Below are 17,656 nucleotides of genomic sequence, written 5' to 3'. Positions count from 1 at the left end.
CTCACCCCGACGTACTGTTAGACAAAGTTACCAATAAATGACCTTCTGTGAATAGGACAAGGGCCATACTTTTTCAAAGCCTCAATGTGCTCCTGTGAGCCATAGCCCTTATTGTTTGCAAAATGATATTCTGGATAAATAGAATCGTATTCAACCATCATTCTATCCCTTGTAACCTTGGCAATAATGCTGGCAGCACCAATTGTGATAGACTTTGCATCACCCTTGATGATAGGAACCTGAGGGATTGTTACAGATGGTATTGTAACAGCATCGTTCAAAAGTACCTGTGGCTCAACACTGCATTCTGAAATAGCCTGACGCATTGCCTCATAGGTTGCCTGAAGGATGTTGATCTCGTCGATACGCTGTTCTGAGGCAGCTCCAATGCCAACCGAGATTGCCTTTGACATAATCTCCTCATATAGCTCATCACGCTTTGCAGCAGTAAGCTTCTTTGAATCATTAATGTAAAGAATATCACAGTCCTTTGGCAAAATAACGCAGGCTGTAACTACAGGACCAGCGAGAGGTCCTCTGCCTACCTCATCAATACCACCAATAAAATCGAATTTATCCCAGTATTTGCGCTCATATTCCTTTAGGCGTTCAATTCTCTCACGCTCAACTCTAAGCTTTTCCATACGCTTCTGAGCCTGACCAATGATTTTTGAAACACCAGGACGACCATCACTAATATATTCCTCTATAAATGATGGAAGCGCATCCAACTCAGTATCTTTATATTCTCTTTGAATATCGGTAATTTTCTTCTCGCTCATAACTATTCAATATTGTCTACAAGGCCAAAACTATTGAATGGATACACTCTAAGCCATGCCTTACCAACAATATCATCTCCCTTTATATTTCCAACAGCTTCGAATCTTGAATCTGTACTGTTGTTTCGATTGTCTCCGAGAACAAAATACTCGCCTGGTCCAAGATAAATTTCTGTATTTGCCAAACCAGGATTTAAAATAGTCTCTGTTCCATAATTTTCAGTAAGAAGCTGATCGTTAACATAGATATTTCCGCCACCATCAATTCTCACAGATTCTCCAGGAAGTCCAATGATTCGCTTGATATAGTAAGTATCCTCCTCATACTGATACGGAAAAACAACTACATCAAAACGCTCTGGATCATGGAGCTTGTAGCTTACCTTATCAACAATAAGATTGTCCCCATCAGAAAGTGTATCCTCCATTGAAGAACCACTAACAACAGTTCTCTGTCCGATGAACTGAGTGATAACAAATACAACTGCAAAACAAATTAAAACATTTATTACTACGCTAATAATTTCTCTGATGATAACACCAGCAGTAAGTTTTTCTTCCTCTTCTTCGAAAACCTCACCATTATCCTTGGAAGATTTAGACTTACCCTTTATAGTAGCCGATGGCCTCTCATCAACACTGGCTCTAGCCCTTTCAATATCCTTCTTAATCTGCTCTTCCTCATTAAAATCAATAATATTCATGTCCTTATGGCCTTTCAAGTGATATATTTCCTAAACTTCCGTTTCTGAATTCATCAATTAAAACCTGCGATGCCTTATCAAAATCAAGCTCTGACCCCTTCTTTACAAAGTTACGCTTTGCTGCAATCTCAGTGATAATTTCATGATTCACAGCATCCTCACTAACCTCGTATCTTTTATTCATAACGCCTGGATAATTATCCTTAAGAAAATCAGCAAGCTCAAGGGCAAGCTCTCTTGTCTCTATGATTGCATCGTTAATGGAACCGATAAACGCCAAATGCAATCCAACTGTATTATCCTCAAACTTTGGCCAAAGAATACCTGGAGTATCAAGAAGCTCTACAGATTTATTAAGCTTAATCCATTGCTTTCCTTTTGTAACACCTGGCTTATTGCCTGTCTTAGCTACTGCACGTCCTGCAAAGGAATTAATGAATGTGGATTTTCCTACATTAGGAATACCAACAACCATAGCCCTAACAGGTCTGTTTTTGATTCCACGCTTCCTGTCACGCTCAAACTTTGCAGCGCAAACCTCATCAAGAGTAGCCTGCACGCCCTTCATATTCTTTCTGTCGCGGGAGTCAAGTTCTACACAATAAAACCCCTGTGCTTTAAAATACTCAATCCATTTCTGATTAACAGACTTATCCGCCAAATCAGACTTGTTCAAAAGAATCAGTCTAAGCTTTCCATTGGCTAGTCCATTTATATCAGGATTCCTGCTGGAAACCGGGCATCTCGCATCGATAACCTCAATAACCAAATCTATAAGTTTAATATCTTCCTGCATCTGACGCTTGGCTTTGGTCATATGCCCTGGATACCATTGAAATTCCATACTTCACCTCAAAATCTATTTTAAAATGGATATCTCATCCAAACTTTTCCTAAAATATCCTCGTTTGTAACAAAACCAACACTCTCATATCTGGAATCCTCAGAAGAATTACGATTGTCTCCAAGAACAAAATATTGATTATCCATTAAAGTGATTGGAGTTGCTGCAATGCCAGGATTTTCAATTCGCTCGACCTCAAGATTTTCCTTGTAGAGCTCGTCATTTAAATAAATACGCCCATTATTGATATATATAGTGTCACCAGGCGTCGCTATGATACGCTTCACACTAAAGCTGGCATTAACATTTGACCTAGGCTTGAAAGCAATAACATCACCCGTCTCTGGCTTTGAAAGCTTATAAGCTACAGTATTAATAAGCAAAACATCTGAAGTCTGATAAGTAGGCTCCATTGAAGCATTCGAGCATTCAACCTGCTTACCAAAGCATACAACCACACCATAAGCGCAGGCAATAACTACCGCAAGCTCTCCAGCCAGAATCCCTATATATCTAACCTTGTCGAAATCAATCTTTCTACGCCTGCGTCGAAAGTTCAATCCGTCTTTTCTTTTGACGGTTTTCTTATCTAAAAAACTTTTTCTTTTTGAAAAAATCATAATAATTTCCCTTTTACACTTTAGGATAATTTTACCGCACTTTGGATATAATTTCCATTAAAAGTCCTTAAAAGTAAAAGAACAGCCACAACCGTGACTGTTCCATAAACTTTCGAGATTGGAGTAATTAGATTCTCTCCTTAACCTTTGCCTTCTTACCTGTGAGATCTCTGAGGTAGTAAAGCTTAGCTCTACGAACTTTACCCTTACGAACTACTTCGATCTTCTCAACGTTAGGGCTGTGAAGTGGCCATGTCTTCTCAACACCAACACCGTTTGATGACTTACGTACTGTAAATGTCTCACGGTTGCTGCCACCCTGTCTCTTAATAACTGTACCCTCAAATACCTGAGTACGTGTACGGTTACCCTCGACGATACGGCCGTAAACCTTAACTGTGTCTCCTACTGAAAACTCAGGAAGCTCAGCCTTAAGCTCTGCAGCTTCAATGTTTCTAATAATCTCGTTTGCGTTCATTTTAATTCCTCCTAAACATCGCGACGTTCTTGAAATGCCCTATTGCAAATCAGCGGACCATCTCTTCTTTAGCAACTCTAGTATAATAACACGGATTAAACCATTAATCAACCGTTGATTCTAAATATTTTGCGTACAAATCCGGTCTTCTTTCCTTTGTACGAAGAATTGATTGCTCTTTTCTCCAAGCATCAACTTTAGCATGATCACCAGATAATAAAATAGATGGAACCTTCCTGTCATTCCAGGTCTCTGGACGTGAATACTGAGGATATTCCAGCAAGTTGTTCTCTAATGACTCATCCTCTCCTGACTCAGAGTTTGTAAGCACTCCTGGCACCATTCGCGAAATTGCATCTATCATTACAAGAGAAGGAAGCTCTCCACCTGTAAGAACATAATCACCGATTGAATAATACTCATCAACAATTTCTTCAAGAACTCGCTCATCAATACCCTCATAATGACCGCATAATAAGCATATGTCCTCTTTTAGTGCAAGCTCCTTAGCATTCTGTTGCTTAAACAGCTGTCCCTGTGGTGTAAGGTAAATGCAATGAACCTTATGACCTGCCTTCTTGCAAATAGCCTGATAAGCATCGTAAATTGGCTGAGCCTGCATAACCATGCCAGCACCACCACCATAAGGATAGTCATCTACCTTTTTGTGCTTATCAAGGGTGTAATCGCGAATATTTACAGCCTCAAATGAAATAGCCCCTGCATTCTTGGCACGACCTAAAATACTTGTATTTAAGGCATCCTCTATCATTTCTGGGAAAAGGGTTAAAATATAATACTTCATGCTAATCCATCAATCCCTTCAATAAATGTATATCTACTCGACGTGCATCCACATCTACCTTCAAGATACAGTCCTTGATAGCAGGAAGAAGAACATTTCCTCCATTTATAAGCTCAATATCATAGACATCATTCGCCCCTGTCTCCATTACATCAGAAATCACACCGAACTTCTCATCAGGATTCTCATCTGTATATACATCACATCCAATTAAATCAGCAATGAAATACTCATCCTTCTTAAGTTCTACACGATTATCCTTTGTAACATAAAGGCCCTTGCCTTTAAATTTTTCAATATCATTGATATTATCAATTCCCTTAAACTTAAGGATAACAAGATTCTTCTGTGGACGGACATTCTCTACCTCAAGCTCAATATAGCCATCCTTACCACCATCCAAAAGAAGATGCTTCATACCCTTAAAACGGGTAATATCATCAGTAAGAGGAAATACCTTAACCTCACCTTTTATACCATGTGTCTGTGTTATTGAACCGACCTGAAATAATTCTTCCAATAAAGCCTCCTAAATCAATTGGTGAAAATTTTAAATAAAAAATACATAAGTGCTACAACGATAATAACACCTGTTTCAATATAAGTCCATTTTCGCTTTTTGTAGTACTTCTCAACAGCAATATCATATTCAGACTTTGCTCCATCTGGAATCTCACATTCTGTAAGATAATTTTCGAGTCCAATGCTCCCAAGAATCTCTACGGCAAAATCCCAATCAGCCGCTGGAACAAGTAAAAAACCAGCCTTTTTCAAAAGCTTTTCATTTGCAACTTTAAAGCTTTTATCGAAATCCTGTACATAGACTTCAAGTCCCTCATTGCTGAGAGACTTGAAAGCTTTTTGTAAAACCTCTGAAGAATCAGAAGCTAATATTTTTCTTAAATAACTAAAATCATTCATAATTATTTATCATCATAAAGGTGACATCTTACAATATGTCCATTGCCCATATCCTTTGACTCTGGAGCAACTTCCTTACAAATGCCCATACACTCTGAACATCTTGTGTGGAACTTACATCCCTTAGGTGGATTGGCTGGTGAAGGAATATCACCCTCAAGGATTACTCTATCCTTCTTGTAATCTGGATCTGGCATTGGAATAGCTGAGAAAAGTGCCTTTGTGTAAGGATGAAGAGGATTTGCAAAAATGTCCTCTGTCTTACCGGTCTCAACAAGTCCGCCAAGGTACATAACACCAACTGTATCAGAGATATGCTCTACTACAGAAAGATCATGTGAAATGAATAAGTATGTAAGGCCTCTATCCTTCTGAAGCTTTCTGAGAAGGTTGATAACCTGTGCCTGAATAGAAACATCAAGAGCAGATACTGGCTCATCACATACGATGAAATCAGGATTAAGAGCAAGTGCACGAGCGATACATACACGCTGTCTCTGACCACCTGAGAACTCATGAGGATATCTATCCTTATGGTGCTCCTGAAGACCACACTCCTTCATAATCTTTGAGATGTATTCATCGTATTCAGCAGCAGGAACAAGACCATGCTCTCTAACTGCCTCACCGATAATCTCACCGATTGGAAGACGTGGTGAAAGAGAAGAATATGGATCCTGGAAAACAATCTGCATCTTTGTACGAAGTTCTCTAAGTTCCTTCTTGCTCTTTGAATTTACATCCTCGCCGTTAAAAATAACTTCACCATCAGTCTTTTCAAGAAGACGAAGAATTGTACGTCCTGTAGTAGACTTACCACAACCAGACTCACCTACGAGACCCATTGTAGTACCTCTTTCGATTTTAAATGAAACGTCATCTACAGCCTTAACGTTTCCTGTTACACCACCAAAGAAGCCGCCCTTGATAGGGAAGTATTTCTTAAGGTGATTGACTTCTAAGATGTAGTCTTTCTCGTTACTCATGTCTCTCACCCTCCTCTTTGCATCTGTAACATCTTACCATATGTGTATCTGAGATATAGTATTCCTCTGGGAACTCGCCATTGCAGCATTCCATACACATATCACATCTATCTTTAAAATAACAATAATCTGGCATGTTAACTGGGTTTGGAACAGAACCAGGGATTGAGTAAAGCTCATCTACCTTCTGTCCAACAACTGGCTTAGACTTCATTAGACCAATTGTGTAAGGATGACGTGGGTCCTTGAAGATTTCTCTTGCTGTACCCTTTTCAACTACACGACCAGCATACATAACAACAACATAATCTGCCATCTCAGCTACAACACCAAGGTCGTGTGTGATAAGCATGATTGAGCTGTTGATTCTGTCCTTAAGATCGCGAAGGAGGTCAAGAATCTGCGCCTGGATAGTAACATCAAGAGCTGTTGTAGGCTCGTCAGCTACGATAAGCTTTGGCTCGCAGGCAAGTGCCATAGCGATACAAATACGCTGTCTCATACCGCCTGAAAGCTCGTGAGGATACATTGAGTAAACACCTTCTTTATTAGCGATACCAACCATACCAAGCATCTCGATTGTACGATTCTTAATCTCCTCATCGCTCATCTCTGGACGATGAAGCTTGATAACCTCGTCAATCTGAGCACCTACTCTAAATACAGGATTAAGTGCTGTCATTGGCTCCTGGAAAATCATAGCCATTTTGTTTCCGCGAAGCTCCTGCATCTTTGATGCTGGAGCATTAACAACATTAACGCACTCATCACCAGAGTTGAAACGAATTTCACCTGAAACTGTCTGCCCCTGTGGACGCTGTACAAGCTGAAGCATAGAAAGTGATGTAACTGATTTTCCGCAACCAGACTCACCTACGATACCAACAGTCTTACCCTGTGGCACGTTAAATGAAACACCATCTACAGCCTTTACTGTTCCGATATCAGTAAAGAAGTATGTATGAACATCATCGAACTCAACACAGTTCTCTGGGTTCTTCATCTTTGTAATATATTCCTCTTCTGGAATATGCTTTCTATTTCTCTTAGCCTCGAATTCCTTAGTAATCTTTCGATTCTCTTTTGAAATCTTACGGGATTCCTTGGCTGATATATAATTTACATTTTTCTTTGCCATGTTATCACCTCTATTATCTCTTCATCTTTGGATCGAAAGCATCACGAAGGCCGTCACCAATAAAGTTAAACGCAAGTACTGTAAGGAGAATAAGAATACCAGCTGGAATCCATACGAATAAGTAGTTTGTCATAACGTAAGAATCGTTAACAGCATTGATTATATTTCCCCAAGAAGCTGCTGGGTACTTAACACCAAGTCCAAGGAATGAAAGTGTAGACTCAGCAAGGATAACAGCACCGATATCCATAGAAGCAAAAACTACAAGCTGAGGAATAACATTAGGAATAAGGTGCTTGAACACACGACGTCTAATGCTAATACCACAAGCCTCGCAGGCTGTCATAAATTCCTGTTCCCTAAGAGATAAAATCTGACCTCTGATGATACGGGCAATACCTACCCAACCGATAAGTCCCATTACAATACAAAGATAGAAAATACGTATTCCTGCATCAACCTTATAGAAATCCATGATAGAACCAAGGATAAGGTAAAGTGGCATTGAAGGTACACAGTAGATTATATCTACAAGTCTCATAAGAAGAGTATCTACCCATCCACCAAAGTAACCAGCGAAGCCACCAACAATAATACCAAGGCAAAGCTCAATTGCTACTACTACAAAACCAATAAGAAGGGAAATACGACCACCGTACATAAGGCGAGCAAGAAGATCCATTCCGTTTCCATCTGTACCAACCAAGTGCTTTGAAGATGGTGCCTCAAACTGGTTGATTACACTAGTATTCTTATATTTAGTAATTGTATACTGACCATTCTTATTAGAAATCTGATATTCCTCTCCATCGAATTCAAAAGAATCTGCCTTGCTAGAAATAGCCGCTACAACTGCCTCTCTGAAATCAATCGAAATAATAACACCATTTTCTACAGCATTGATACTGTAAGATGTAACATATGCAACATCCTCACCGGAAGCATTTCTTACCATAGTACCTGAGCCATGCTCTTCTACTGTATAAGTTGCGCCATTGTACTCAAAGCTTGACTCATCATTTGCTCTAGCAGCAACCATTGCAGCTGTAAGTCCAGACTCTACCAAACCACCTTCTGGAGCGTATGCCTGAAGCTTGCATACATAAGCAAGACTCTTGCTACCATCAGCACTGGCAATTTCAAAAATATCGTTATTAAGCTCATTTAAAGCAAATGTAGAACCATCTCGTGTTGTGATAGTAGCTTCCTTCTTTGTAAGAGCAAGGATAAGCTTAGAGCTGATATCCTTTGGAAGCTCTTCTCCCTCATTTGCAAAAACCTGGTACTCTGAAATTTCTGTAGCACCAGCATAATCCTTCTTCATCTCCTCAGATGTGTAAAAAACCTCTGACTGAGAATACGGAACAACTACACCACCTAAAAATGCAAATAAAAACATGCAGGCAATAATAATAAGACCTGTAATAGCAAGCTTGTTTCTAAAGAAACGCTTTGCAACCATCATTCCAGGAGAAAGAACCTGAACGCGGTTAGCATCATCAAGTGCAAGCTCTTCATTATTTAAATTCTTCTCTTCGCTCACGTTACTTTCCTCCTTAATTTACTCTTACTCGTGGGTCAACTACAGCATAAAGAATATCTGCAATAAGGTTGCCCAAAAGAATAAGCATTGCAAAGAATAACATATAGAACATTACAAATGGGATATCTCCCTGAATAATACACTGATATGATGTATATCCGATACCTGGAATCTGGAACAATGTTTCAGTAATCATAGCACCACCAAAAAGTCCTGGCAAAGTACCACCAAGAAGAGTGATGATTGGAATAAGAATATTTCTAAAAGCGTGATGATTTACAACTCTCTTTTCAGAAAGACCCTTAGCACGAGCTGTACGGATATAATCTGCATTAAGTACTTCTAGCATGTTAGTACGTGTATAACGCATTAAAGAACCTACTGAAACAATAGTAAGTGTAATAGCTGGAAGTATAAGATGGTATGCCATATCAAGAATCTTTCCACCTGTAGAAAGATTCATATAATTACGACCTACAATACCATAAAGGTCAAACCACTGAAGCTTAATTGCAAAAATCCATTTAAGAATTGTTGCGAAGAAAAAGCTTGGAAGTGAAATACCTATAAGAGCAAATACAGTAATGGCATAATCCGCACCTGAATACTGCTTTCTTGCAGCAATTACACCTAAAGGAATAGCAATAAAAATCTCAAGGATGAATGAAGCAAGTGAAAGTGCAAATGAATACCAAATTACACTAGAAAACTTCTCAAGTACAGGCATGTTAAAGTACCAGCTATCTCCAAAATCACGCTGAGTGATAAGCTTAACAAACCATTTAAGATATCCCTGGACAATACCTACATCAAGACCATAGGCTGCATTTAATTGGTCGAGCCACTCCTGGTAGCTCTTAGCTCCTGGCTTCTGTGAAAGAGCCATAGCTTTCTGTTCTACGAAGGATGTAGGCATGCATCTCATGATTGCATAGATAATCATCGATACGAAGAACAAGATTACGATTGATAATAATAATCGTCTGATCACAAATTTCTTCATGACACTAAAATTCCTTTCTTTATTATTCCCCTTTATTTCATAAATAAAGATATTTTATGGTGAGACAAATAAAGGACAAATGTCCTTTACCAAATTCAATAACCCATCCCATCATAAAATACCTTTATTTTCATATATTTATTAAAGGTAGTTTTAATCTAAAAAAATAAGCAAAATATTTCCTAGGGCTATTATACACAAGCCCTAGGAAATAAAGAAGACTTAAATTAATTCATCTCAAGTGTAGCGAGTTCATCCATCCAAATCCAGAATGGTGTAGGATCCTTTACAAGAGAATCAATATTAACTCTCTCTGAAGAGTAAAGAACACCGTTCTGTCTCTGATATGTAGGAATTTCTACAGCATAGTCTACGATGAAATCAAGACATTCCTTATAAACAGCCTTTCTGTAAGACTGATCTGCACTTGTTCTAGCATCCTCAATAAGAGCATCAAGCTCATCTGAGTATACAGCATACTGGTATGCTGAACCGCCCTGGCTGTGATATACCTGATACATATCAGGATCAGCTGTAGCACCCCAAGCTGCGCACCAGATTTCAGCCTTCTGAGCTGAAAGTGTATCCCAAAGTACTGAAGAATCAGCAAGGTCATTAATTACAAGCTCGAAACCGATTTTAGCGAACTGCTCCTTAGCACCTGTAAGAATACCAAATGCTGGGTGATCACCATTTCCACCACCAGGAATCATAGCCTCGTATGAAAGCTTTGCACCAGCAGGAGCTGCTGTAAGCTTGCCATCTTCAACTGTGTAGCCAGCTGCCTCGAAGTAACCAAGAGCTGCCTTAAGAGCTGCATCGTACTTCTCATCATCTGACATTCCCTCTGTGTAAATTGGATTTCCATCTACATCCTTAGAGAATGCGATTTCATAATCTGGGTCAGACTTCTGTGGAGCTGCCCAAGAAGAATTAGAGATAGGATACTGAATAACCTCAGCAGCCTCTCCATAATATGAATCAATAACTACATCACGGTATGCAGCAATTACTGTTGCAATAGCCTTACGAAGGTCCTTAGACTGCTCTGTTGAAGCATCGTTTCCAACCTTAACGTTCTTAGCGCACATACCAATGTAACCGTAACCAAGGTTATCTGCAAGTGTAGCTGTAAGCTTATCACCAGCAAGCTCTCCATTAGAGTTCTCACCAGAAATCTGCTCTACTGCAGCCTTAGAGATTGAAGGCTCTGAAAGATCAATTGTTCCCTGAAGTACACCAGGAATCTTATCAGCCTCCTGTGTCTCCTTAAACTGAAGAGACTTAATCTTTGGAGCTCCAAGATAGTAGTTCTCGTTAGCCTCAAGATAAGCAATCTTGTTCTTGTACTCTACAAACTTGTAAGGACCAGCACCAAGTGGCTTAGTAGTCTTTTCTCTTACAATTGAAAGATCATTCTTAGGGAAACCGAACTTGTTATTGTCATAATCATAAAGTGACTTGTCGCCATAGTAGTGCATTGGAGCAATAGCTGTTCCAAGCTTTTCGATAGCTGGTGCAGAAAACTCTGTGAGTGTAACAGTCATGCTATAGTCACCTGTCTTAACAATACCTTCAATGTGATCTGCAGACTCACCTGTCTGAACACCTGTTGTAGACATAGCAAGTACGTCCTCAGGGAATGAATCAGCGATTGTTACTGAAGCTGCTTCCTTATCCATAGATGCGAAATTCCAACCATACTGCTCGCCAATTGCAAGGAAGAAATCCTCTGTTGTAGCGCCTGCTGGAAGCTCGAAGCCCCAACCTGCAGCTGCAGCTGAAACATCACCTTCAGCAACACCAGCATTCTCTACCATATAATCTACGATAGACTGTGTGAATGCAGCACCTTCGTTTGCACAAGCATCCCAGAATGCCTTCTGCTGCTCTTCCGTAAAGTTTGTGAAATCTGTGTTGTCCTTACCTGCCTCAGCAATAAGACTAGAAAGTGTAGAAACACCACTTCTATACTCTTCCATACCCTTTACAGGAAGTGAAGCAAATGTTGAAGGACCATCATATGTAGGATCTGATACTACATAGAATGAGAAGATTACATCATCGATAGTAACAGGCTCTCCATCAGAGAACTTTATGTCATCTCTAATCTTGATATCATAAGTAACTGTACCATCTTCGTTTTCATTTACTTTGATATCAGATGGTGTGTAATATGTGTACTCTGTTCCATTGTACTCAGCCTTATAGCCATCAATACCTTCTAAGATGTACTGACCTGCACGGTCGACACTAAGAAGACCAATCTGTACACACTTATCATCCAAATACATATCTGGATGAGACTCAGCAAAGAATGGGCTGAACTTCTGGCTCATTGCATCCCAGCCGATAACAAGTGGAGTGTCTGAAGATGAAGTAGATTCACTGCCACTCTCGCTAGACTTGCTAGCTGTGTCTGCGCTCTTTCCACAAGCAACCATTGAAAGTGACATAGCTGCGACAAGAAGAAGCGAAACAATCTTTTTCTTTTTCATAAGAAAATCCTCCTATAATATATATTTACACCCTAAATAATACCCCGGGAGCAAACTATCTTTATTGATTGGAGTACAATGTAACCCCTCCAAACATTTTGTCATATTTCTTACCAAATGCAACAACCATAGCTATAAGCAATAGTAAGAGCATTATATAAGAAATTTCTATAACAAAATCTAAATCAGTATGATTCAGAATAATAAAGATCAAATCCAAAATGATATTAATGACAGCCATTACCAATACAGCCATGGAGCAATTCTTTATTCTTAGAATAGATCTCTCATAATCAGCATTAAGCATCACTGGCTTCAGTCCTATCATATTAATAGTTCCAAGAGCATTAAATGCCATTGGAAGAAACATAAACATAAATGGAAATACAATCCAAATAGTTCTTGATGAAGCTGTATTAACAGAACCTACTATTATATATATCAGAATAAAAGAAATACAAAAAATGGCTGTTATAATTTTATTCTTCTTAAACTCTGATTCTTCGTATGGAAGCTGATATACGCTTCCGTCATAATCCTTTTTTAAAAACATATCAAAATACAAATGTTTCTGTCACACGGACATCCAAGATAACAAAAAAACAAGGATAAGAACGCCCTTGTTCACAAAAGCTATTCTAATAAATTGAGATTTAATTATCAAGGGTTCTTTTTATTCATAGTTTTTGAATAATAATTCATAATGTGAAGAAGCTGTGATTTTACGGCATTTCGTTATCAGTTTAAAGCTTTACTGAACTAAAGCAATAAAGTATTGTATACCACAAGAAACAATATTCTAAAAAATATGGGCCCGATTTGCATCCGGCCCATGAGTCCCATTAGTCGGCATCAACGATGTCAACAATTACCTTCTTGTCAATCTTTGAGGCTGCAGCCTTAACAACCGCACGTATAGCCTTTGCGATTCTACCCTGTTTTCCAATAACCTTACCCATATCAGAAGGTGCAACGCGAAGTTCAACAACAATTGACTTAGCGTCCTCTTTCTCGGAAACAACAACCTCTTCCGGATTGTCTACAAGTGACTTAGCAATTACTTCAACTAATTCTTTCATCACTATATTCCTCTACCTTTCGATTATGAATGATTACTGAACACCAGCCTGCTTGAAAAGTCTAGCAACTGTCTCAGTTGGCTTTGCACCGTTTGCAATCCACTTCTTAGCTGCCTCAGTGTCAACTGTAACCTCAGCTGGCTCCTGGTTTGGATCGTATGTACCGATCTCATCGATGTTTCTACCATCACGTGGTGCTCTAGCGTCTGCTACTACGATTCTGTAGATTGGTCTCTTCTTCTGACCCATTCTCTTTAATCTAATCTTTACTGCCATTTTTAATTCCTCCTGTTAAATAAAACAATAAATTAATAAATTACTAACGGTTAAAATGGAAAACGCATTCCGCGTCGTCCTTTTCCCATCATATTCGGCATTTGCTTCATCATCTTCTTTGATTGCTCAAATTGCTTAATGAAGCGATTAACCTCTGCTATATCTAAACCAGCTCCAGCAGCAATTCTGTGCTTTCTGCTAGGATTTAGTAATTTTGGATTCTCACGCTCAGCTGGAGTCATTGAAAGAATGATAGCCTCGATATGTGCGAGCTTCTTATCATCCACAGCATTTTCAAGCTCTGCCATCTGAGAAGCATTTATACCCGGCATCATACCAAGGATAGAGGTAAGTCCTCCAAGCTTCTTCATTTGCTCCATAGATGTGAGATAATCGTTGAAATCGAAGGATGCCTTCTTAACCTTCTTTGAAAGGGCTAATGCCGCGTCCTTATCAATTTCTGCCTCCGCCTTTTCGATGAGTGACAACACGTCACCCATGCCAAGGATTCGGCTAGCCATACGATCTGGGTGGAACTGCTCCAAATCAGAGAGCTTTTCGCCCATACCTGCAAATAAAATAGGCTTTCCTGTGACAGCCTTAATAGAAAGGGCTGCACCACCTCTGGTATCACCATCAAGCTTTGTGATGATAACACCGTCAATACCAATCTTTTCATCGAAAGTCTGGGAAACATTAACTGCATCCTGACCTGTCATCGCATCAACTACCAAAATGGTATTGAGAATATTGATGTTCTGCTTGATGGATTCAAGCTCATTCATCATATCCTCATCTATATGAAGACGACCTGCTGTATCAAAAATGACTACATCAAACCCATTCTTCTTAGCATAATCCATAGCTTCTTTAGCTATCTTTACAGGCTTTTCCTTATCGCCTAAAGAAAATACCTCAACCTGCTGCTTCTTTCCATTGACCTGCAACTGTTCAATAGCGGCAGGACGATAAATATCACAGGCAACTAGAAGAGGTTTCTTGCCGCGCTGTTTTACCTTACCAGCAAGTTTTGCTGTAGTGGTAGTCTTACCAGCACCCTGGAGACCAACCATCATGATTGTGGTAATGGCTCCGCCTGTACCATAAGTGATATCTGTAACCTCTGAGCCCATAAGATTAACAAGCTCTTCGTTTACAATCTTTATAACCATCTGTCCAGGATTCAAGCCATTCATTACATCTGAACCAATAGCTCGTTCTGTGACAGTATTAGTAAACTGCTTTACTACTTTAAAATTAACATCAGCTTCAAGAAGAGCCATCTTTACTTCCTTCAGAGCTGCTTTCACATCAGCCTCTGTAAGTCGACCCTTGCTTCTAAGGTTCTTAAAAACCCCTTGAAGCTTTTCTGAAAGTGAATCAAAAGCCATATATTATAATTCCTCTAAAATTGACGTAGATAACTGAGAAATCTCAGCTAAAGTTTCTTTGCTAGGTGCCTGCGATGTCAGTTCGTTAATTCGAAGAACATCGGCCTTTACATTCATAAACTTCTCTACCAGGTGAAGCTTTTCCTCGTATTCCTCAAGCTGTCGATCACAACGCTTTAACATATCGTGAACTGCCTGTCGGGAAATAGATAAGGAATCCGCAATCTCAGACAAAGACAAATCATCATTTATACTCATCTCATATACACTACGCTGATGCTCCGTTAGAAGCTCACCATAGAAATCATATAAATATCCTGATTTAATCTTATCTTCCATAACGCTCCTTTATCACCGCAGACTAATATACTATATAAATAAATAAGTGTCAAGTGAATTTACTTGACACTTAAAAATATTTTTATAAAGAAGTTCTAACTATCTTTGGTCTGTAGCCACCTTCATCAAGAGCTTTAATAATCTGGCCCTTATGGTCAGTTCCAAAGGCCTCGAGAGTAATGCGAAGCTCAACAGCTGCAGAACGGTTTGTAGTAACAAACTGGTTATGCTCAAGCTTTATTACATTACCCTGCTGGTCTGCAATAACCTGAGAAACCTTTGCAAGCATACCTGGTTTGTCAGGAAGAAGAACTGAAACTGTAAAGATTCTGTCTCTAAAAATCAAGCCCTGCTGAACTACAGATGACATTGTGATAACATCCATATTTCCACCTGAAAGTACAGAAACAACTCTCTTTCCCTTGAAATCAAGGTGATTTAAGGCTGCAACTGTAAGAAGGCCAGAATTCTCAACTACCATCTTGTGGTTTTCGACCATGTCAAGGAACGCAACGATTAACTCATCATCATCAACTGTAATGATTTCATCGATATTCTCCTGAAGATATGGGAAAATATTGCTTCCCGGAGTCTTTACAGCAGTACCGTCTGCAATAGTATTTACAGAGGAAAGTGTTGTAACCTCTCCCTTGTCGAAGGAAGCTCTAAGCGATGCTGCACCACTTGGTTCAACACCAATAACTTTAATCTTTGGATTAAGAAGCTTTGCAAGTGTAGAAACACCAGTGGCAAGTCCGCCTCCGCCAACTGGAACTAAAATATATTCTACAAGTGGAAGCTCTTTGAAGATTTCCATTGCGATTGTACCCTGGCCAGTAGCCACTGCCAAGTCATCAAATGGATGAATAAATGTGTAACCGTGCTCATCTGCAAGCTTATACGCATGCTCGCAAGCCTCATCATAAACATCTCCATAAAGGACCACGTCTGCACCGTAGCTCTTTGTACGATTAACCTTGATAAGAGGTGTAGTTGTAGGCATTACGATTGTTGCCTTAACGCCATATTTAGCTGCTGCGTAAGCAACGCCCTGTGCGTGGTTTCCAGCAGAAGCAGTAATTAAGCCCTTGGCTCTTTCCTCATCTGTAAGTGTACTAATCTTGTAGTAAGCACCTCTAAGCTTGTAAGCGCCAGTGAGCTGCATATTTTCAGGTTTAAGGTAAACATCATTGCCTGATTTCTCGCTGAAATAATCGCTGTAAACTAGTTTCGTCTCGTGTGTGACCTCTGTAACGATTTTAGAGGCCTCTTCAAATTTGTCCAAAGTAAGCATGTCTTTCTCCCTCTGACGGCTATTTAGTTTTCAGCGTAGAACAAAGCATTAACAAAATCGTCTGCGTTGAACTTCTCTAAGTCGTCTATTGTTTCTCCAACACCAATGTATTTTACTGGCAATTTTAACTCAGATTGTATTGCGATTGCAATACCTCCTTTTGCAGTTCCGTCAAGTTTTGTAAGAACTATACCAGAAATATCTGTAACCTCAGAGAATTCCTTTGCCTGAACAAGGGCATTCTGACCTGTTGTTCCGTCAAGAACAATAAGAGTCTCCCTGTAAGCCTCTGGGAATTCTTTAGAGATAGTGCTGTTAATCTTAGAAAGCTCATTCATAAGGTTTTTCTTGTTGTGTAGACGACCTGCCGTGTCAACAAGCAGAATATCAACACCACGTGCCTTTGCGGCATGTACTGCATCATAAACTACAGCTGCAGGATCCGAGCCTTCTGGCCCACCAACAAATTCTACAGATGCTCTATCTGCCCATTCCTTAAGCTGATCCGAAGCTGCAGCACGGAAGGTGTCAGCACCTGCCACCATAACCTTCTTGCCCTGAGCTTTAAGCTTTCCTGCAAGCTTTCCGATGGTGGTTGTCTTTCCGACACCATTAACTCCAATGACAAGTACAACAGAGGTCTTCTTCTCGAAATCAAAACTGGTCTCATCTAAAGCCATCTGTGTCTTTATCTCGTTAATCAAAAACTCCTTACATTCGGAAGGTTCCTTAATGTGCTCCTTTTTAACTGCCTCCTTAAGATCATCAAGGATAGTCTCGGTAGTGCGCACACCAATGTCTCCCATTATAAGAACCTCCTCCAATTCCTCGTAGAAGTCCTCATCAATGTTTGAAAATCCATTAAAAATATAATCCATGGATTTTATGAAATTATCTCTGGTTTTGGTCAGACCATTAACCAGACGTTTCCAAAAACTAATTTTTTCTGCCATGT

20 protein-coding genes are annotated in these 17,656 nt (G+C 39.6%); all 20 read right to left on the bottom strand.

Annotated features, from left to right (window positions below; all coding sequences use genetic code 11):
* Positions 1–17 precede the first annotated feature (17 nt).
* A complete protein-coding gene (gene rnhB, locus FXF36_RS12095; protein ID WP_151624430.1) occupies positions 18–782 on the bottom strand; it encodes a ribonuclease HII in 765 nt (254 codons plus the stop codon).
* Between the two features lie 2 nt (positions 783–784).
* Positions 785–1,318, bottom strand: coding sequence for a signal peptidase I (gene lepB, locus FXF36_RS12090; RefSeq protein WP_151625785.1), 534 nt, complete (start codon positions 1,316–1,318; stop codon positions 785–787).
* A gap of 172 nt (positions 1,319–1,490) precedes the next feature.
* Positions 1,491–2,330 carry a ribosome biogenesis GTPase YlqF gene (gene ylqF / locus FXF36_RS12085; protein WP_151624428.1) on the bottom strand — a complete coding sequence of 280 codons (840 nt, stop codon included), beginning with the start codon at positions 2,328–2,330 and terminating at the stop codon, positions 1,491–1,493.
* Between the two features lie 20 nt (positions 2,331–2,350).
* Positions 2,351–2,950, bottom strand: a complete 600-nt coding sequence (lepB, locus tag FXF36_RS12080; protein ID WP_151624426.1) for a signal peptidase I — start codon at positions 2,948–2,950, stop codon at positions 2,351–2,353.
* 127 nt (positions 2,951–3,077) lie between these two features.
* Complete coding sequence (gene rplS, locus FXF36_RS12075) at positions 3,078–3,428, bottom strand: 50S ribosomal protein L19 (RefSeq protein WP_151624424.1); 351 nt, start codon at positions 3,426–3,428, stop codon at positions 3,078–3,080.
* Positions 3,429–3,531: 103 nt separating this feature from the next.
* Positions 3,532–4,233 carry a tRNA (guanosine(37)-N1)-methyltransferase TrmD gene (gene trmD, locus FXF36_RS12070; RefSeq protein ID WP_151624422.1) on the bottom strand — a complete coding sequence of 234 codons (702 nt, stop codon included), beginning with the start codon at positions 4,231–4,233 and terminating at the stop codon, positions 3,532–3,534.
* A 1-nt stretch (position 4,234) separates the two neighbouring features.
* On the bottom strand, positions 4,235–4,753 hold the full coding sequence (gene rimM, locus FXF36_RS12065) for a ribosome maturation factor RimM (protein WP_151624420.1): 519 nt from the start codon (positions 4,751–4,753) through the stop codon (positions 4,235–4,237).
* A 14-nt stretch (positions 4,754–4,767) separates the two neighbouring features.
* On the bottom strand, positions 4,768–5,154 hold the full coding sequence (locus FXF36_RS12060) for a hypothetical protein (protein WP_151624418.1): 387 nt from the start codon (positions 5,152–5,154) through the stop codon (positions 4,768–4,770).
* Between the two features lie 2 nt (positions 5,155–5,156).
* Positions 5,157–6,140, bottom strand: coding sequence for an ABC transporter ATP-binding protein (locus tag FXF36_RS12055; protein WP_151624416.1), 984 nt, complete (start codon positions 6,138–6,140; stop codon positions 5,157–5,159).
* Positions 6,133–7,278 carry an ABC transporter ATP-binding protein gene (locus tag FXF36_RS12050; protein WP_028246992.1) on the bottom strand — a complete coding sequence of 382 codons (1,146 nt, stop codon included), beginning with the start codon at positions 7,276–7,278 and terminating at the stop codon, positions 6,133–6,135. Before FXF36_RS12050 ends, FXF36_RS12055 begins: the two co-directional genes overlap by 8 nt.
* 13 nt (positions 7,279–7,291) lie before the next feature.
* Entirely contained in the window at positions 7,292–8,821 is a 1,530-nt protein-coding gene (locus FXF36_RS12045; RefSeq protein ID WP_151624414.1) for an ABC transporter permease, read from the bottom strand.
* Between the two features lie 13 nt (positions 8,822–8,834).
* On the bottom strand, positions 8,835–9,824 hold the full coding sequence (locus FXF36_RS12040) for an ABC transporter permease (protein ID WP_151624412.1): 990 nt from the start codon (positions 9,822–9,824) through the stop codon (positions 8,835–8,837).
* Between the two features lie 227 nt (positions 9,825–10,051).
* Positions 10,052–12,322, bottom strand: a complete 2,271-nt coding sequence (locus tag FXF36_RS12035; protein WP_151624410.1) for an ABC transporter substrate-binding protein — start codon at positions 12,320–12,322, stop codon at positions 10,052–10,054.
* Positions 12,323–12,383: 61 nt separating this feature from the next.
* Positions 12,384–12,875 carry a hypothetical protein gene (locus FXF36_RS12030; protein WP_151624408.1) on the bottom strand — a complete coding sequence of 164 codons (492 nt, stop codon included), beginning with the start codon at positions 12,873–12,875 and terminating at the stop codon, positions 12,384–12,386.
* A 289-nt stretch (positions 12,876–13,164) separates the two neighbouring features.
* Complete coding sequence (locus FXF36_RS12025; protein ID WP_151624406.1) at positions 13,165–13,401, bottom strand: KH domain-containing protein; 237 nt, start codon at positions 13,399–13,401, stop codon at positions 13,165–13,167.
* Between the two features lie 33 nt (positions 13,402–13,434).
* Entirely contained in the window at positions 13,435–13,677 is a 243-nt protein-coding gene (gene rpsP, locus FXF36_RS12020) for a 30S ribosomal protein S16 (protein WP_028246986.1), read from the bottom strand.
* 50 nt (positions 13,678–13,727) lie between these two features.
* Positions 13,728–15,068, bottom strand: coding sequence for a signal recognition particle protein (gene ffh / locus FXF36_RS12015; RefSeq protein ID WP_151624404.1), 1,341 nt, complete (start codon positions 15,066–15,068; stop codon positions 13,728–13,730).
* Positions 15,069–15,071: 3 nt separating this feature from the next.
* The gene (gene ylxM / locus FXF36_RS12010; RefSeq protein ID WP_151624402.1) at positions 15,072–15,407 is read right to left on the bottom strand and encodes a YlxM family DNA-binding protein; all 336 of its coding nucleotides are present in this window, start codon (positions 15,405–15,407) and stop codon (positions 15,072–15,074) included.
* Between the two features lie 82 nt (positions 15,408–15,489).
* Positions 15,490–16,701 carry a threonine ammonia-lyase gene (gene ilvA / locus FXF36_RS12005; RefSeq protein WP_151624400.1) on the bottom strand — a complete coding sequence of 404 codons (1,212 nt, stop codon included), beginning with the start codon at positions 16,699–16,701 and terminating at the stop codon, positions 15,490–15,492.
* A 23-nt stretch (positions 16,702–16,724) separates the two neighbouring features.
* Complete coding sequence (gene ftsY, locus FXF36_RS12000; protein ID WP_151624398.1) at positions 16,725–17,654, bottom strand: signal recognition particle-docking protein FtsY; 930 nt, start codon at positions 17,652–17,654, stop codon at positions 16,725–16,727.
* Positions 17,655–17,656: the final 2 nt, after the last annotated feature.

The sequence above is a fragment of the Pseudobutyrivibrio xylanivorans genome (assembly GCF_008935055.1).
In the GTDB taxonomy this organism is placed as follows: Bacteria; Bacillota; Clostridia; order Lachnospirales; family Lachnospiraceae; genus Pseudobutyrivibrio; species Pseudobutyrivibrio xylanivorans_A.
The sequence above is the reverse complement of the archived record's forward strand: the minus strand, read 5'-3'. Positions and strand labels throughout refer to the sequence as shown.

Excerpts from the sequence above, each read along its gene's own strand:
- rnhB (WP_151624430.1), bottom strand. The coding sequence starts at position 782 with ATGAGCGAGAAGAAAATTACCGATATTCAAAGAGAATATAAAGATACT.
- ylqF (WP_151624428.1), bottom strand. The coding sequence starts at position 2,330 with ATGGAATTTCAATGGTATCCAGGGCATATGACCAAAGCCAAGCGTCAG.
- lepB (WP_151624426.1), bottom strand. The coding sequence starts at position 2,950 with ATGATTTTTTCAAAAAGAAAAAGTTTTTTAGATAAGAAAACCGTCAAA.
- rplS (WP_151624424.1), bottom strand. The coding sequence starts at position 3,428 with ATGAACGCAAACGAGATTATTAGAAACATTGAAGCTGCAGAGCTTAAG.
- trmD (WP_151624422.1), bottom strand. The coding sequence starts at position 4,233 with ATGAAGTATTATATTTTAACCCTTTTCCCAGAAATGATAGAGGATGCC.
- FXF36_RS12060 (WP_151624418.1), bottom strand. The coding sequence starts at position 5,154 with ATGAATGATTTTAGTTATTTAAGAAAAATATTAGCTTCTGATTCTTCA.
- FXF36_RS12055 (WP_151624416.1), bottom strand. The coding sequence starts at position 6,140 with ATGAGTAACGAGAAAGACTACATCTTAGAAGTCAATCACCTTAAGAAA.
- FXF36_RS12050 (WP_028246992.1), bottom strand. The coding sequence starts at position 7,278 with ATGGCAAAGAAAAATGTAAATTATATATCAGCCAAGGAATCCCGTAAG.
- FXF36_RS12040 (WP_151624412.1), bottom strand. The coding sequence starts at position 9,824 with ATGAAGAAATTTGTGATCAGACGATTATTATTATCAATCGTAATCTTG.
- FXF36_RS12035 (WP_151624410.1), bottom strand. The coding sequence starts at position 12,322 with ATGAAAAAGAAAAAGATTGTTTCGCTTCTTCTTGTCGCAGCTATGTCA.
- FXF36_RS12030 (WP_151624408.1), bottom strand. The coding sequence starts at position 12,875 with ATGTTTTTAAAAAAGGATTATGACGGAAGCGTATATCAGCTTCCATAC.
- FXF36_RS12025 (WP_151624406.1), bottom strand. The coding sequence starts at position 13,401 with ATGAAAGAATTAGTTGAAGTAATTGCTAAGTCACTTGTAGACAATCCG.
- rpsP (WP_028246986.1), bottom strand. The coding sequence starts at position 13,677 with ATGGCAGTAAAGATTAGATTAAAGAGAATGGGTCAGAAGAAGAGACCA.
- ffh (WP_151624404.1), bottom strand. The coding sequence starts at position 15,068 with ATGGCTTTTGATTCACTTTCAGAAAAGCTTCAAGGGGTTTTTAAGAAC.
- ylxM (WP_151624402.1), bottom strand. The coding sequence starts at position 15,407 with ATGGAAGATAAGATTAAATCAGGATATTTATATGATTTCTATGGTGAG.
- ilvA (WP_151624400.1), bottom strand. The coding sequence starts at position 16,701 with ATGCTTACTTTGGACAAATTTGAAGAGGCCTCTAAAATCGTTACAGAG.
- ftsY (WP_151624398.1), bottom strand. The coding sequence starts at position 17,654 with ATGGCAGAAAAAATTAGTTTTTGGAAACGTCTGGTTAATGGTCTGACC.